Below are 16,503 nucleotides of genomic sequence, written 5' to 3'. Positions count from 1 at the left end.
TGGTGCCATTTCAAACATTCTCTGTATTACAAATTACCTTTATTTAAGGTTGAGATAATTTAACGCGTAAGCCGGTTGTATCTATGTTAATTACGTGGTCTGTTGTTAGTCCTTTATCAGCAATAAGACGGCAGTTTTGAAATATTACACCGTTAATGGGACTGCCTGGAAGTCCGTGCATATCGCCAACTGCCTTTACGGTGCCGCTTACATTAATTAATCTGACGTTTTTTACTACCGGTAGTACACGGGCGGCAGGTTTAGGGTTTACCATACGCCAGGCCATGTTAAATTCGAAAGCCTTGCGGGTGTTTTTCAATAGGATGTTTTGATAGGTAATATTTTCGACCACACCGCTGCGGCTGGGTTGAGTTTTAAAACGTATGGGCGCCCAATTATCAGCTTCGGCTATGCAATCTTTAACAATTACATTGCGTATCCCGCCCGAGGTTTCGCTACCCATGGCAACGCCGCCATGCCCATAGCCAAACGTGCATTTTTCTATCAGGATATTTTCGGCAGGCCGGTTTACCCGCAAGCCATCTTCATCTTTGCCCGATTTGATGGAAATACAATCGTCATTCACATCAATATAGCAACCGGTGATATGAATTTGACTGCCCGAGTCAATGTCTATACCGTCTGAACTGGGAATGGTATGCGCTGCGTTAATGTGCAGATTTTTAATTTCAATATTTTTGCTGTACAAGACAAATAAACCCCATGAAGCCTGGTTGTGTAATTGCAAACCCGAAATTTCGATATTGCTGCAGTTTTGTATGCCTACCAGTCGTGGTTTACCGTAGGACAGGCCTTTCCACCCGCGTTTAGTCCAAACCAAGCCGGAGCCATCAATCTCTCCTTCACCATCAATTTTAATGTCGGTTAAACCATCTGCGTTAAGCAAACAGGCGCTCCATTTTTTTTCTTCGCCTTCCCAACGGGTGTCAATCTGCGTATAATCCTGAGGATTGACCGAACCTTTGAGTATACCGTTTTTAGCTATATGTAAATTCACTTTAGGCTTTAAAAATACCGAACCGCTTATAAAAGTTCCCGGCGGTATCACTACCGTACCACCACCATCTGCGGCGCATTGGTCAATCGTTTTTTGGATAGATAAGGTATTGATGGTCACCGTATCGCTAACCGCTCCATAATTGGTAATCACATATTCTTTCTTTCTTACCGTGTAGGCTGTTAAAATGAAGAGGAGCAGAGTGCAGGAAATAAAAGGTAGTCGTTTCATAGTAATGGATATATAGAAAGTAGACAGTGGTTAAAAATATCTTAGTGCTCAATAACTAAAAACAAACTGTGATGACCTTTAAGCTCAACGGGAAGCGTAGTTGTGACCGTGGTTTTGGAGGATGAGGAAATGCTTTTTATTATCCCAGCATCAGCATCCCATACAGATGCCTTTCCGTAACCATCTACTGTAACCGCAAACTTTTGATCGACCACACCTTCGTTAAACAAAAAATACAGGTCGGCATTTTGCCAATGGCGATGTTGATACTTAACCTCGGGTATAGATCTGCTTAAACTAATATCATGTGGTAGTTGCTCAAAAAAGCTTTCCGGGGGCATTTGATTACCAATTACTTTTGCCCATGCAGGTTGATGCGTAGCCGATGCATGTATAAAAGTATGGCTCGCTTGCGTTTTTGGAAATTGATCTATAAAATAAACCTTACCCCCTTGCTGTGCAAAAGCGGTAAGCTTATCTAAAACATCCTTATTTAATACATCAACCGTTGGGATAATTACCGCTGTATAAGCCTGCCCGCTATTGTTTATAAACGACCCCTTGCTGATTTTAAATACAGAAGTAATGCCTTGCCGGTCTACATAATCAAAATCAAGCTGATGCTGCAATAATTGCCTGCCGATAGTCAGCAGGCTGCTGTCTGCCTGCTTATTGCCTAACCACATGGTTTCGGTAGGGCAATACAATGCAATTTTGGCTGTAGGTGTGCCGTTTGCCATTAACCAGGTAGCGCGGTTAACATAGGCACTTACGGGTATAAAGGCAGTATCTTTGATATACTCCGAGCCCCAGTGCATAAACTCAAATAAGTTAATTCCCCGGGCCATCTGCTCATTTAAAACCCAGCGCACATCAGTAACGGTGGGTTTGGGCGTGTAGGCGGCAAAAGTTTCGCTAAGGGCACGGGGCCGGCCATACATATGTGCGGCCGACGATGCCAGTTTAGAAAAGTCAGTAACGTTATCATACCATATCTGGTGCCAGATGGCATCTACACCTGGTATGTGTACATAGCGCATCGTTTTAAAAAAGTCACCCTCGCTGCGGGCCAAATCCATCAGTTTATCCTCATGGTTGATGTGCATAGTGTACTCCAGGTGACTGGCCGTGCACCAATCGGCTATTACTTTAAAATAATTGTCCCGAAACATGTCCGACCATACGTCCCAAAAATCGGCTTTAGCTAACTTTTGCTGTGCTGTTAACACCGGGAGCATAAAGGTGGCCAGGTAAGGCCGGATATCATACCCCTTTTTTTCCTTAAAAACATCAGGCAACTTTGGCGACCAGGGCGTAAAGCCAAACTCCGGTTCATCGCCGCGAAATCCTAAAATGGTTTTACCAAATTCGTCGCCCACGTATTGCTTATAGCGCTCGTGGGTAAATTCCATCCACTTACGGGTGGCCTCGGGGTTTAAATAATCAATAAGGGAATGTGAGGTGTCTTTAATGCGTTTAGGATTATTGGCTGAGCGGGTGACCGCCGTTTTAAAGCGATGTTCGGCCAAAAAAATATGCCATATACCCGGCATGCCCGGCCAATTTAAGGTGCCGGTGCTTACATCAATAATTTTGCTCTGTTGCGTTGCCGGATTATAGGCAACCGCACTTACAATGTTTGATGCAAGTTTATGTCCATCAATCTTTTCATTATCCTGCAAGGCCATACGTTTAGCCAGTACTAAACCCTGCATACGCAGCTCCGGTGCTTTTTCGGATATCAAGCCGCCGGAAAAGCCACTTGGATACTGGCCTTCGTCAATAATCCATAGGTGCATGTTCCGCTTTTTTAACTCGGCCACCACCATTCTTACACCTTGCATGTAACCGTCTGAAAGATAAGGATAGGGCGAGCCGGGTACCCCCTCAATACTGATAGCTCTGATACCCTGCTTATAAATTTCATCTAAATCATGAGCTATACCCTCGGGCGTGAAGTTTTTGCCCAAGCCGTAGTCCATAGTTTGAGCGTAGGGCAGTGGAGGCGATTTAAAGCTTTGGCGCATCTGAACCGCTGTTGGATGCGTGACTTTTAACCAATCTTGTGCATTGGCGATAAATATCGTGCAACAGCATAACAGTGTGAGGAAGCTATATTTTAGTCTCATAAATTATTGAAGGTTTAGGCGAAAATTAATAATGGGTATGGTTTACTACGTTGAGCTGCAGGTATCGTAAATCGGCCTTTTGGTCTTTACCGCTATGCTTGGCAGCACGTGAGCCAAATACCCGCATCACACCACGACCTATGGTAATCACTTCGTCGACACCGCGGCCGGTAAAATCAAACATGTGATAAACCTGGTCCGGAAAGTACAACTCGCCTTCGCCTTTGCGGTTGAGTTTAAATTTGTACCAAAATACCTGACGTTTGCCATCGCCCTGCCAGTTGCCGCTTACAAAGTTAGGGTTGCCATTTAAGGGGAAGCCATGCGGCCACATATTAACCAGGTTGCCTTTATTATCAAACCAAAACAACTGACTCGACAGGTAAGGCTCGCCCGGGACTTTGCTGTAGGTGCGGCCGCCAATAACGGTTTGCGGTCCGGGTGTTCCATCTAAAAAGTCGCCTACATCCAGTTGTTGGCTGTGCTCGGCCACGTTTTGCCAGATAATTTCTTTGGTCATGCCTTTAATGGCGTAAACGCCAGTTTCGCTATTGCTGATTACAATGTCGGTTTTACCGTCATGGTCAACATCGGCTAGTTTGTAGCTGTCGGCATGGTCGTGGTTGTCGTTCACTAAATCAAATCGGTTCCATATTTCTTTGCCCTTGGCATCCAGTAAAAGGGAGCCAACCAAAACTTCGTCAATGCCGTCTTTATTGATGTCGACAGGGTATATATAATGACCCAGATTATCTTTAGCACGCTTTTTGGTGTGTTGCCATAGCATTTTTAAGTCAGCATCGTAAGCGTTTACATTAATGGTGCCGCCCATATCAGTAAACACAATTAGTTGGTTGGGTGCCCCCGGCGTTAATTTGGCTACAGCCAGCCTAAAGTTGTTATAAACATGTGGCAGCGGTTGTGTAGGCCACTCTACTTTACGGATGATGGCCCCGGTTTGCCCGTTAGCCATTACCAGCCATTCTTTGCCATCTATAAAGCGCCAGTGTACCACCTCTGCTTTGCCATCATGGTTAAAATCCCAAAGTACGCCCGGAGCTTCAAACTCCGAACGTAAACGGGTGTTTTCTGCCGGTGCCTGATACGCCCATAACTGCTTCCCTGAATTATCAAACATAGCTGCCGAAAAATCGGGCGATAGTACCAGGAAGTCGGTTTTTTTATCTCCATCAACGTCACCGAACTTAGGCAGACCAGGGAAAACGGGCAGCTTATACTCTTTGAGCAAAACTACGTCCGGGCTGAGTTGATAAGGTGTAATGTCTTCTTCTTTAAGATTGGGGTTTTTACTCAATACAATTACATCAACCACTGGCGACGGATTGATGCGGGTGATTTTGATAACCGTGCGCCCCGGTTTTAAATCAAAGGCCGAGCCCCGCTTAAAATTGAGCGTGGTGTCTCCATATTTTTCAGGGGTTACCTGGTTGGCCACTACTACCTTAAAGCCTTTGCCTTTACCGCCCGAGCTGCGCACATACATATAATACTTACCTGCTTCGGGTATATTTACCCAGGTAATTAAATTGGTGAGCGAGTTAAGTACTAAGGCTGTATTGTTAAAGTACCAGGCATTGGGTGTTGCATCAGCAATAACGTCGCCCTTGGGCATCCTGTCTAAAAAAGAAGAGGCTGGTATAATTACCGTTCCGGCTGGTGGTTTTTGTTGAGCCTCGGCTTCAACAGTTATAATCAGCAGTATAAGAAGTAACAGTTTAAATTTCATCGACTATAAGATTAAGTATTATAAAAAGCGAATGTTTGTTACCTAACAGCCACATCCCAAACCTTCGACATTCTCGACTTGCCGGCCGGTCCGTTAACATTTAATACCACGATGTACTTACCTGCCTCTTTGTATTGATGGATAGGGTGTTGCTCGGTTGATGTGATTCCATCACCAAAATCCCACTGCCAGTTGGTAATTTTACCTTCGCTTTCGTCTTTAAAGGCTACCAGCCGGCGGTTCATATCTATTACCGTGAACGACCAGCGGGCATCAATCGCTTTTTTGTACCTGGCATCCAGCGGCATTAGCGTAAACACAGTACCTAAACTCGAGTTGCCGTACATTTTATGGTTTTTAGATAAGTTCCAGAATCCTTTTTTCGTTTCGTCGTTTACATCATCATAGTCAATTACTGCCCAGGTTAAACCTATTTTTTTGTTATCGGTAAGTATAGATTCTACCGCCCGGGCAGGGCCTTCGGCTCCGGCATAGTCAAAGGGCGTTATCCAAAACTCGGCAATCAGTTTGCCGGGCTCGCCAGGCTTAAAATTGTACGAGTAAGCAATGTTAGCATAAGGTAATGCTTTAATCCAAGGCTGGCTTCCCCAGGCCAGGGCCCAGTCTTTGCCCACTGCTGGAGTAAAAATGTGATAGTTTTGAGCATGTACACCATGGTAGGAGAAATACCGGTCCCATTGATCCAGGTTTTGATATGGATGAAAATCGGTGATGAGCGGTCCGCCCGACATGTCGCCGTCGACCACTATTTCAAAGGTATCGTTGTGCAGGCCCGGGAGCGAGAAATCCCAGTAATTATCATAAGCTTCGTATAAAAAGTACAAGCGATTTAATCCTTTAACCCAGGCCACACGGACTTTTACATCCAGGTTTTTAGGGTCAATGGCCGGATAGTGATGAGAGTCGTCCCATAGCTGGTTGGTGCCTACGATATATTCTTTCGGAAAATTGTCCCAATCATCTGTTTTACCGTCAATTTTAGGAATCATGTTTGCCGGAAACTGGTAAATTTTATAACCGCGATCTTCCTGCGCTTGAGTTGCGATGCTGATAAACAAAAGTAACGCTGAAAGGAAAAAAGTAAGCCGTTGGTTCATATAGGTACAAATAAACCTATACCAACCTTGAGTTTATGACCATACGTAAAGCAGCTGGCAAAACCCGGCGGTTGGCCATTAACTTTATATGCTTATAAAATAGGTTAAAATGGTATAGTACAAGCTAAACTACACTATAAATGTTGTGGTAGTATCCTGCCTCGTCCTGCTTTAAAGATTTGTCTTACAGATGTTACTTTAGGTAACGACTATAAATAATTAAGGCGCCTGTACTTTCGTGCAGACGCCTTAATATAAATAGCTTTAGGTATATGAACCAATTAATCCAACTGCTCTTCAGTTTGGATTAATGGTATACAGAACCAAAACGTAGAACCTTCGCCCTCTACGCTGTCTACACCAATTTTACCGTGATGACGGTGGATAATTTCGGCAGTGATATATAAACCTAAGCCTAAACCCGAGAACTTTTGCGATGACTCCTGTACCCTGAAGAACCGGTCGAACACCATATCCTTTTTCTCGGCCGGTATGCCAATACCAGAGTCTTTTACCGATAGTTTAAGCATGTTGTTGTCGGTAACTTCCTGCTTAACGAATATCTCCGGTGTGTCCGGCGAGTATTTAACGGCATTAGATGCAAAGTTGCTTAGTACTTGCTCCAGACGATGCTTATCAGCATACAGCTGAACATCTGCTTCTCCTTCAATTATAAATTTATGTGTAGAGGTGTGCGATTGAGTATCTTCAATACACTCACGTATCATTTCGCCTGCGCTAAACCAGCTGTAATTAAAGCGCAATTTGCCCGCATGTATGCGAGTAACATCCAGCAAATCTTCTACCAGTGAGGTAAGTTTACCGGTTTGCTTGCTGGCCTTTTCGATGAAAGGGAAGATCTTGCTAACCGTGTTTTCGTTATGGGCCAGCCTTTGCACAATTTGCAGCGAACCTTTCAAGCTGGTAATAGGTGTTTTAAGCTCGTGGCTGGCAATACTCATAAACTCGTCTTTACGGTGCATTAGCTCTTTGGTGGCCTGCTGGGCTTTAACCAAATCGGTTACCTCAAAGCCAAAAAAAGCAATACCGTCTATGTTCCCATAGTTGTCAAAAACTGGGGTAAACAAAAAGTCGAGCCAGGTATCAACCAGTTGGCCGCTGATTTCGTCAATCCGTTTCACGTTAAAGGCTTTGCCAGTGTGGGTGATGCCTTTATTGTAAATCTTTTTATCGTCGGCAAATAAATGCTTAAAATTAAAGTCGGCATGAGCTTCTTGTGTGGTACGGCCTATAAAATCGTGACGGTTAAAAAAGTCTTCAAATGCCTTATTGGTAAACTCGTACCTTAAATCAGACCCGCGGCGGATGCTGATGAGTGCCGGCGCATTCATGAAAATGCTATAAAACTCTTCCTGCTGTTTCTTGATTAAGCTTTGAAGTTCTATCCGGTTTTTTTCGGCTTCTTTTTGGCTCGATAAATCAATTACGTAGGTAACTGCGTCTGATATATGATCATCTTCCAGTTTAGCAGATCCCATTAATACCGGTAGGTTAGTACCATCCTTTTTAATATATTCTTTTTCGAAAGGAGCGCAATAACCGTCAGCCTTTAGCTGCTCAATGGCTCTATCACTGATTGCTTTTTGGTCGGGCGGCGTTATGGCATCCCAGGATAACTCGCCCTGATGAATATCTTCGAGCGTATATCCAAGCATATCCAAGAAAGCGTTGTTGGCATCTACAATGTTACCGTTAAAATCGGCAAACAACATGCCGATCATGTTTGACTCGTAGATTTTCTTGAAGCGGTTTTCGCTGTTATTTACCCGTCGTTCGGCTTCGGTAATACGGCTGATATCTACAATAGAGCCTACCATACGGAAAGGTGTATGATAGTCATCGTGCAGAATGCTGCCACGGTCGAGTATCACGGCGTAATTGCCGTCGGCTTTTAAAAAGCGATACTCGGCCGACCAGTTTTTCTTGCCGCTATTAATGGCCTCATGCACACTCCGTTCAACCCGCTGGCGGTCTTCCTGATGTATTTTGCTAAACCAAAAATTAACATTGCTGGTATCGTCGTTACTATGATAGCCAAACATGGCGGTAAAGTTATCGCTTCGCCACATCACGTTGGTAACCAGATTCCAATCCCAAATAGTATCGTTGGTGGCTTGCGAAACCAGCTTGAAGCGTTCTTCACTTTGAGATAAGCGTAACGTACGCTCTTTAATTTTATCCTCTAACTCGTTATTAAGCTTTTTAAGGTTTTCGCGCGCGCTAATTAACTCGTTGTAATTCTTTTTAAGTTTTTGCTCGTTGAGTTTACGCTCGGTAATGTCGGTGTAGGTTACGGCAAAGCCATCAGCAATTTTGCTGGCCATAACCAGGTACCAGCCTTTGTTTTCGAAATAAATTTCGTTTTGCAGGTACTGGCCAGATTGCACAACCTTTTTAAACTGATCTAACAAGTTATTTTGTAATAACTCGGGCAGGTTTTTTACCAGAAGGCTGTGCTTTAAATCAGCTTCGGGCTTACTGAGTAATTTAGATGCCATGTTGTTAGCCGTCACGCATTCAAAGTCAGTAATCTGCCCATCGGCCTTACGTACGGCGTTAAATACCATAATGGCACTTAAACTGGTATTAAAGGCACCGGCAACAATATTACTCAACTCGGTAACGGCGCTTACATCTACAAAGGTGATTACTACGCCATCCTTTTGCTTGTCTTTACGTACGTAGGGCAGTATGCGCATAAGGCAGTGCCTGCCGCTTTTAAGTTCTATTTCTTTTTCAATCACTAAGTCATGCTGGTGTTGCACCTGGGCAATATCATCCAAAAAATGGTCATACTTTATATTATTGGATATATGACTGATTGGGCGGCTAATATCAGCTTCGATCAGGTTAACCATACTTACCGCTGCCGGATTAAACTTACGGATCAGCGAATGGGTATCAATAAATATCTGACCAATGTCAACGCTTTTGAAATAGTTATTCAAGTCGTCGTTAAGGTCAATCAGGTCTTTAATTTTAAGCTGGTGCTCGGTGTTAAGCGTGTGCAACTCCTCGTTAAGCGACTGCAGTTCTTCGTTGCTCGATTGCAACTCTTCGTTAGCCGATAGTAACTCTTCGTTGCTCGATTGCAGTTCCTCGTTGGTGGTTTCCATTTCTTCCACCGCCATTTGCAGATTGCCGCGCACCTCGTTTAGTTCAGATTCAAGTTCAGCTACATAACTGCTATGATGCTCGTCTGTAGTTAGCGGAATTAGTATCTGGTCTTTAGAAGCTGGATCGAGTGCCGTTTCGCTGAATAAGACCAAAGTAAGTGCTGATGGCGTAGCTGTATTGGGAGGGTTAATAGATATGTTGACGTAAATATCTTCCTGGTCGCGCTTTATTTTGATACGCTTTAAGGTAGTAGGTTCGCTATTTTTCCAAACGGTGCGTATGGCGGTATTTAGCGTAAACGAAAGTTCGCGCGGCACCATTTTGAGCAGGTTAAGCTCCAGCTTCTTTTCGGGCAGCGACAGGTATTTTTTAAAATCGCCTATGGTTTCTTTAATTTCATAGTTCCTGTCTACAAAAACACCCACGTAACCCAAGGTAGTGGTTAAAAACTCGGTAAACAGTGTATCGGTAGATTTTTTGACAGATTGCAGCGGCCGCTTAATTTCTTGCGGAACGGTAGGGCTGCTATAGTAATTGTTGGTAGTTGATTGGTTAATAGGTCCTATTTTGCGATAAAGCTTCCACTTGCTGCTAACTTCATGCAGCCCTTCTTTAATAGCCGAAGCCGTTTCGCTGGATCCCAAAAATAAATAGCCGCCTTGGTTAAGTGAAAAATGGAAGGTAGTGAGCACCTTTTGCTGCAAAAGCACGTTCATGTAAATGAGCATGTTGCGGCAGCATATTAAATCATTTTTAATAAAAGGCGGTGCTTTAGCTACATTGTGCTTTGCAAATACAATTTGCTTGCGTATTGACGGAATGATGGTGTAATGACTGCCGTCTTTTACAAAATATTGCTCCAGTACGTCTGGTGCAATTTCTTTAGCAATTACTTCGGGGTAGGTATTATGCGAAGCAACGTCTAAGCTGGCTTCATCAATGTCGGTAGCAAATATCTTTACTTCAAGGTCTTTGTTTTTACGCTGCAGGCACTGGTCAATCAATATGGCTACCGAGTAAGCTTCTTCACCGGTACTACAGGCACAAATCCAAACTTTAAGTGTTTCGCCATCTGCCTTACTATCAATTATTTCGGGTATAACTTTGTCGCCCAGTAATTCAAATGCCGCTTTGTCCCTAAAAAAACGTGTTACACCTATCAAAAAATCTTTTCCTAAAGCTTTAACTTCCTCTGTATTCCCCTGCAGGTATTTAGTGTATTGTTCAAGTGTCCGGATGCCAACAAAGCTCATGCGGCGTGCAATACGCCTGATGATGGTGGGTGTTTTATACAAATTAAAATCGTGCCCGCTTTGCTGGTGTACCAGCTGGAATATTTCGTTAAAAAGATCGTCGTTGATCTTGCCGTTTTCTAAAATTTGAATGGGCTCTTCCTTAATGTAAGCAAATAGCTCTTCATGTATTTTGGCTGGCGAAGTAACAATGTCGGCGTTACCCGAGGTAATGGCACTTTTGGGCATGCCATCAAACTTGGCCGTTTCCGGGTCCTGAACAATTACCATACCGCCACACTCTTTAATGGCTTCAATGCCTTTGGTGCCATCGGTACCGGTGCCCGATAAAATAACAGCAATTGCCTTTTCGTGCTTATCATGCGCCAGCGAAAACAAAAAGTTGTCGATAGCGGTGTTGGGCACTTTCTCGTGACTCTTTTCGGCAAGCTTTAAGCGGTTATTGCTTACTGTTATAAGCTTGTTATTCGGTATAATGTAAACGCAATCAGGCTGCAGGCTCATGTTTTCGGTAGCCTCAAACACCTTCATGTGGGTGTGTTTTGAAACCAGCTCTACCAACAGGCTTTTATAATCTGACGATAAATGTTGTATGATGATGAAGGAGAAACTGGAGTTACCCGGCATGTGATCAAAAAACTCATGAATAGCTTCCAATCCACCTGCAGAAGCGCCGATAGCTACTACATAGTTATCGGTAAACTTACCTGGAGTGCCATTGGCAACATGCCCTCTCAACTCTTTATTCATACGATCAGCAAAAAAATTATAAAACTTGTTTAGTTTTATATTCGAATACAAAACTCCTGAAAGTTTCGGCAATTATCAACTCTTGTTCGTGCCACGGCAAAGAACTTTGATTTACCGTTTCTAACCAACTTTTAAAAGAGTTACGTGGGTGATAGTTTAATCCGTTTTCCTCAAAATTAATGGCATTATTCGGGTTGCCCCCCCACTCAATGGTGTGGATCACCTCAGGTTTGAAGCAAACCATATAGTCACCCGTATCGGCATCAATAGGTATTGCCAGCATACCACTGGCTATGTCGGTAAATTCCAGGGCCTCATCAAAAGCATCGGATAACTGCGTAGTGCTGTATACCTTGTCAATATTTTTAGCCTGTAGCCAAAGTTGCAGGTTTTCGAGCATTTCTTTATCCGGCACATTTCCGGCAGTGCTTACGTGCCCGTCTAAATAAACAACGGCGCCTGTAGCGCTAAATAAAGTAAGCAAGCTTTCTTCTTGCCGTAAAAGGCCTTCTACTAAATCACTATGCGTATACGTTTGCTCAATCAATAAATTACGGCGGCTTTGCAAACGAGCTACAAAATCATAATCTTCTTTGTTAATGATAGACGATATCTTGTTAGAAATAACGCTTGATAATAACTCAAAGATTGAGCGTATCTCAAAACTTAAATAGTTGGCCGAAGCATGGTGGCAGGAAATTAAGCCCCACAAGGCTTCGTTGTGTATCACCCTTACCGACATTGATGCGGTAATACCCATGTTTTTCAAGTACTCTAAGTGCACACTCGCAACACTGCGCAGATTACAGTCAGACAAATCGGTAAACGAATTGGTAACCGGGTTTAAAATAGGATATAATCTTACCGGGGTGTAATCTCGATTTGGAATTAAACGATATGGGTTTTTTAAATAAAGCTGACGCGCCTGCTTAGGCACGTCAGACGCCGGGAAGGTAACACCCAGGTATTCTTCCAGTCCCTTACTTTTTTCTTCGGCAATAACCGTCCCGTTCCAGTTTTTATCAAACCGGTACATCATAATACCGTCAAAGCCGGATATGCGCCTAAGTTCGTGTATTGCAATTTCGCAGGCCTGCTTAACTGAGGTAGCCAGCTCGATAGCTGCCATTATATACTTTACCTCTTCATACACGTTAATAAAAGTACGGTCAGTGCCATGATTAGCGGCTTCCAGTTCTATCAGTAAATAGTTAGGATGAGCATGTACCAGTGCCAGCACCGGCTTGCCGTTTATCGTGAGCGTAACGGGTATTTTATTTTTAATGCCCGAATTAAGCTTACTGCGTAACTCATCTAATTGGGCAGACGGTATATATTTATCAATATTGGTGTTAATGATGCCTGATACTTCGGTTTGCAGAAGATCAATAATATTCTCACTAACTTGAATAATATCCAAACTGTCTGTATTTAGCACCAGTAAATATCCGTGTGGCTGTATCATGTTTACATGATGCAGGGGCAGACTGCCGCAAAAATCGGAATCAAAGTTTTTATTAGCCATACGTTAAGTTTTAATTAAATCCTGTTGGAAATAAAACACGCTCCTTTAGCGCTTAAAAGGCTGTTTAAGCAGAAAAATAGTGTACAGGCTGTAATTTTTGAATTTGTTTTTAACATGGTAGATAGTGTTTCGCAAAATACACATTAACAAATGGAATATTTAATTTATTCGATAATGGTGTAAAAAAAGAGCCTTTGATTAAACTGCTTGCTAATGCTGTTTTGACGTAAATTGATTAGTAGTGCGTTAAATAAAAGTTATCAACACTGCCTATTATGGAACGGATATTGCTTTTATGTAAAATGTAAACATATCGTTATGGATAGCCAATATATTCAAAACATTATCAGCCGTACCCAAGCACAAAAAGAAGCTAACCGTTTAGCCCTTCTTGACCTCCAAAGTAAATTAACGGCTTTTAAAAGCCAGTTATATCATTTCGATACTGATTTGCAGGAAACCAAAATGAAGTTTGCTGAGCTTACCGCTGACACCGTTGGTGATGCGCGTGTTAAAACTATGTTGCCAGTAAATATGCATTTGGTTGCATCATAATTTAAAATTCAACATAACACTATATATACGCGGCTAAGCATCATGTTGTGAATACAGCACGATACTTAGCCTTTTTTATTTCGTTACAATAGTTCAATACAACTCACGGCAAATTGATGCACCTTTGAGGTATTGTATTGTTCAATGAATCATAAAATAACCGAAATACTTGAAGGTTTATTATTTGCCTTGTTTTGGGCTTCTGCCACACCTGCCACTAAATTTGCTGTCCATTCTGCTGATTTGTTTTTGCTGAGCTGCTTGCGCTTTTTGTTTGTTGGGGTAGTAATGCTAAGTTACGGTTCATTATCTAAAAGCAATCCGTTAGAGCATCCCTCTAAAAAGCAATTTGGCCAGCTTTTTATGTTAGGATTGCTTAACATCACCATTTATATGTGCGGATTTCTGATTGCCGTTAAAACGGTATCAGCAGGTTTAGTAAGCTTGGTGATGGCTACCAATCCGCTAATTTTAGTAATGATGTCGGCTGTTTTCTTAAAAAGGCAGCTTACCCGGTTTGAGTGGATCGGAACCTTTATTTCGCTGGTGGGGTTAGTTATAGCGGCAATACCTAATTTAAGAGAGAGCCATGCTACACTTACGGGTATTGTTGCGTTGCTGTTAGGCAACCTTTCCTTATCTTTCGGTAGTATTTACTTTTCAAAAGCACAATTAACCTTACGCCGCACTACGGTTAACATGTGGCAAATTATATTTGGCGGCCTTTTATTTATCCCTATTGTGGCGCTTAACGCCAGGCATTTATACTTTGTGCCCAACTTTAACTTTTTTGTCTCCTTTTTGTGGTTGGTTTTTCCGGTTTCTATAGTAGCTTATAGTCTTTGGCTACACTTACTACATAAAGATCCCGTTAAGGCAGGTATCTGGCTGTTTCTTACACCAGTGTTAGGTTACGCAATGGCAGTTATCATTTTACATGAGCGGCTTACCTTATTTGGTGTGATAGGGGCATTATTGGTGGTATCAGGCCTGTTTTATTCCAGAAAACGTACAGTTGCTGTTGAAAAACAAACTGTAAGTTAGTTGTAAACGTGAATGTTTACCATTGGCGTAAGTTTATAAAATGGTTGTAACATTTTATAAGGTGCCGTATCTAAACCGGCATAAATTACTTACAACCGGCAGTGACTACAGCTGAAAATACATATTTTGAGGCTATTTATAATCAATATGCTCCCCAGATTTTCAGGGTTTGTATGGGATATACTAACGATGCTGAGCAGGCTAAAGACCTGGTTCAGGAAACCTTTATAGCTGTCTGGAAAAATCTGCCTTCGTTTCGTTATCAATCGCAAATGAGTACCTGGATTTTCAGGATTGCAACCAATAACTGTTTACGGGCATTGGAGGTAGCCAAACGTATGCCACTGGCCGATTTGCCTTTTAACATGGCTGAAGCAGGAGAGGAGTCGCCAGAAGAAAAATTAAAATTTTTATATCAATGTATTGCTGAACTGGAAGAAACGGAACGCATTATTATTTCGCTAATGCTGGAGGATGTACCGCAGGCCGAGATTGCTGCCATAGTGGGTTTAAGCAATGTTAATGTGCGGGTAAAAGTACACCGGATTAAAGAGAAACTGGCTAAACAATTTAAATTGAATGGACAATTTAACTAATCTTAAAGCTATATGGCACAGTGCCAAAACGGATGGTTTGCCAACGTCAGTAGAGATGCTGCAGTTGATAAAGAAGTTTCGGAGCCAGCGACTAAGAAAAAAATGGCTGGTTATAATTGTTGCCAGCGTGTTAACGGTGTTGATGGTGATAACCATGTTTTATTATCACCCTAAAATGATAACCACCCGTATAGGGCAGGTGCTTATAACTATAAGTTGTGCCTGTTTGGCCTTTACTAACATTAAATCTATCAGGCGTTTTTATCAATTAAATGATTGTAGCAACGCGGAGTTTTTGGCTTTTATTGAGCAAACCCGGCAAAACCAAATTTACTTTTACAAAAAGACGCAGGTGGCTATCATGCTGCTAAGTTCTGTTGGGTTGCTGCTTTATTTGTACGAGTCAGCCAGCAAATATCCTGGCGGATTAATGATTGCCTATAGTTTAGGTGCTTTATACTTAGCTATTATCTGGCTGCTAGTAAGACCAAGAACGTTTAAGAAAAATGCAGAAAAGTTAAACGCAGTAAAAATGCACTTATATAAAATTTCAAAGCAATTAAAAGATGATGAAGTATAATGAAGTTCCGAAACAGGCATTGGTTTGCCTGATAATAGGATTACTGTTAGTATGTTTTACACCAATAAATAACAAGCATTTAGCAATGCCCGATTATGCCAAAGGCTTTTTATCGGGTTTGGGCATCACACTTGAATTTATCGCACTGGTGAAAATACAGCGCAGTAGAAAAGAAAGCCAGCGATGTAATATGCTTTCTATGTTTAAGAAAATAAGTTAAGCTGTGAATGAACGCGTTGCCTTTGAACTCATTAATAAATGGCCGCAATAGGGCAGGCAAAATTACTTGAGCCGTGGGCGCCGCGGGCGTTGATTGTTGGTGTCGGAATTGTTGTTATTAAAGTTAGGATTCCTTGTAAACCTTTCGGTAGGGCGGGCAGATGGGCGTTTGAACGAAGGCTTAGGAGCAACGGGTTTATCTTCGCTAATTTTTAACGTCAGTTCCCTGTCCTGAAGCTGCGCGCCGTCTAAAGCAATTACCGCATTTTCGGCATCGCTTAGCGTAGCCATCTCCACGAAGGCATAACCCTTGCATTTTTTGGTCTGTCGGTCGCGAACAATTTTAATAGTAGCAATATCACCATGTGGGGCAATAAGCTGTGCGAGCTCCATTTCTGTAATCTCTAAAGGGAAGCCGCTTACAAATAATTTAACCATAACTGATAAGGTTTTCTCTAAATTAATAATATCGATCAAATGAACAAACTGTGATAATTATGCAGCTTACCTCTGCATATTACCAGTATAATAATTTTTGTTTCAAAGGTATGTATACAACGCCGCTTTTCATAGCATATTTCAGTAGATTAAGTTTTTACT

Annotated in this window: 12 protein-coding genes; 5 read left to right on the top strand and 7 right to left on the bottom strand. The window is 42.3% G+C overall.

The window, feature by feature from the left end; all coding sequences use genetic code 11:
* Positions 1-43: 43 nt before the first annotated feature.
* The 6 genes from AAGR14_RS17990 to AAGR14_RS17965 form a co-directional block, all read right to left on the bottom strand.
* Positions 44-1,249, bottom strand: coding sequence for a glycoside hydrolase family 28 protein (locus tag AAGR14_RS17990; protein ID WP_342645630.1), 1,206 nt, complete (start codon positions 1,247-1,249; stop codon positions 44-46).
* Between the two features lie 41 nt (positions 1,250-1,290).
* Entirely contained in the window at positions 1,291-3,378 is a 2,088-nt protein-coding gene (locus AAGR14_RS17985; protein ID WP_342645629.1) for a glycosyl hydrolase, read from the bottom strand.
* Between the two features lie 25 nt (positions 3,379-3,403).
* The gene (locus AAGR14_RS17980) at positions 3,404-5,125 is read right to left on the bottom strand and encodes a hypothetical protein (protein ID WP_342645628.1); all 1,722 of its coding nucleotides are present in this window, start codon (positions 5,123-5,125) and stop codon (positions 3,404-3,406) included.
* A gap of 38 nt (positions 5,126-5,163) precedes the next feature.
* Positions 5,164-6,243, bottom strand: a complete 1,080-nt coding sequence (locus AAGR14_RS17975) for a PKD domain-containing protein (RefSeq protein ID WP_342645627.1) — start codon at positions 6,241-6,243, stop codon at positions 5,164-5,166.
* A gap of 281 nt (positions 6,244-6,524) precedes the next feature.
* Positions 6,525-11,384 carry a chemotaxis protein CheB gene (locus AAGR14_RS17970; RefSeq protein ID WP_342645626.1) on the bottom strand — a complete coding sequence of 1,620 codons (4,860 nt, stop codon included), beginning with the start codon at positions 11,382-11,384 and terminating at the stop codon, positions 6,525-6,527.
* Positions 11,385-11,400: 16 nt separating this feature from the next.
* Positions 11,401-12,909 (bottom strand): GAF domain-containing protein, encoded by a 1,509-nt coding sequence (locus AAGR14_RS17965; RefSeq protein ID WP_342645625.1) that lies wholly within the window; start codon positions 12,907-12,909, stop codon positions 11,401-11,403.
* A gap of 318 nt (positions 12,910-13,227) precedes the next feature.
* On the opposite strand from AAGR14_RS17965, the gene AAGR14_RS17960 reads away from it, so the two are divergent.
* The 5 genes from AAGR14_RS17960 to AAGR14_RS17940 all read left to right on the top strand — a co-directional run bounded on the left by AAGR14_RS17960 (position 13,228) and on the right by AAGR14_RS17940 (position 15,904).
* Positions 13,228-13,464, top strand: coding sequence for a hypothetical protein (locus AAGR14_RS17960; RefSeq protein ID WP_342645624.1), 237 nt, complete (start codon positions 13,228-13,230; stop codon positions 13,462-13,464).
* A gap of 144 nt (positions 13,465-13,608) precedes the next feature.
* A complete protein-coding gene (locus AAGR14_RS17955; RefSeq protein WP_342645623.1) occupies positions 13,609-14,508 on the top strand; it encodes an EamA family transporter in 900 nt (299 codons plus the stop codon).
* 101 nt (positions 14,509-14,609) lie between these two features.
* On the top strand, positions 14,610-15,104 hold the full coding sequence (locus AAGR14_RS17950; RefSeq protein ID WP_342645622.1) for a sigma-70 family RNA polymerase sigma factor: 495 nt from the start codon (positions 14,610-14,612) through the stop codon (positions 15,102-15,104).
* On the top strand, positions 15,088-15,684 hold the full coding sequence (locus tag AAGR14_RS17945) for a hypothetical protein (protein ID WP_342645621.1): 597 nt from the start codon (positions 15,088-15,090) through the stop codon (positions 15,682-15,684). The genes AAGR14_RS17950 and AAGR14_RS17945 overlap by 17 nt, the downstream gene beginning before the upstream one ends.
* Positions 15,671-15,904: a hypothetical protein gene (locus tag AAGR14_RS17940; protein ID WP_342645620.1), complete on the top strand. Its 234-nt coding sequence runs from the start codon at positions 15,671-15,673 to the stop codon at positions 15,902-15,904. Before AAGR14_RS17945 ends, AAGR14_RS17940 begins: the two co-directional genes overlap by 14 nt.
* A gap of 62 nt (positions 15,905-15,966) precedes the next feature.
* Here the strand turns inward: AAGR14_RS17940 and AAGR14_RS17935 are convergent, their stop codons facing one another.
* Positions 15,967-16,341 (bottom strand): RNA-binding protein, encoded by a 375-nt coding sequence (locus tag AAGR14_RS17935; RefSeq protein ID WP_342645619.1) that lies wholly within the window; start codon positions 16,339-16,341, stop codon positions 15,967-15,969.
* Positions 16,342-16,503 lie beyond the last annotated feature (162 nt).

This window comes from Mucilaginibacter sp. CSA2-8R, assembly GCF_038806765.1.
Taxonomy (GTDB): Bacteria; Bacteroidota; Bacteroidia; order Sphingobacteriales; family Sphingobacteriaceae; genus Mucilaginibacter.
Note: the sequence above shows the minus strand (reverse complement) of the source record. Positions and strands in the feature narration are given on the sequence as shown.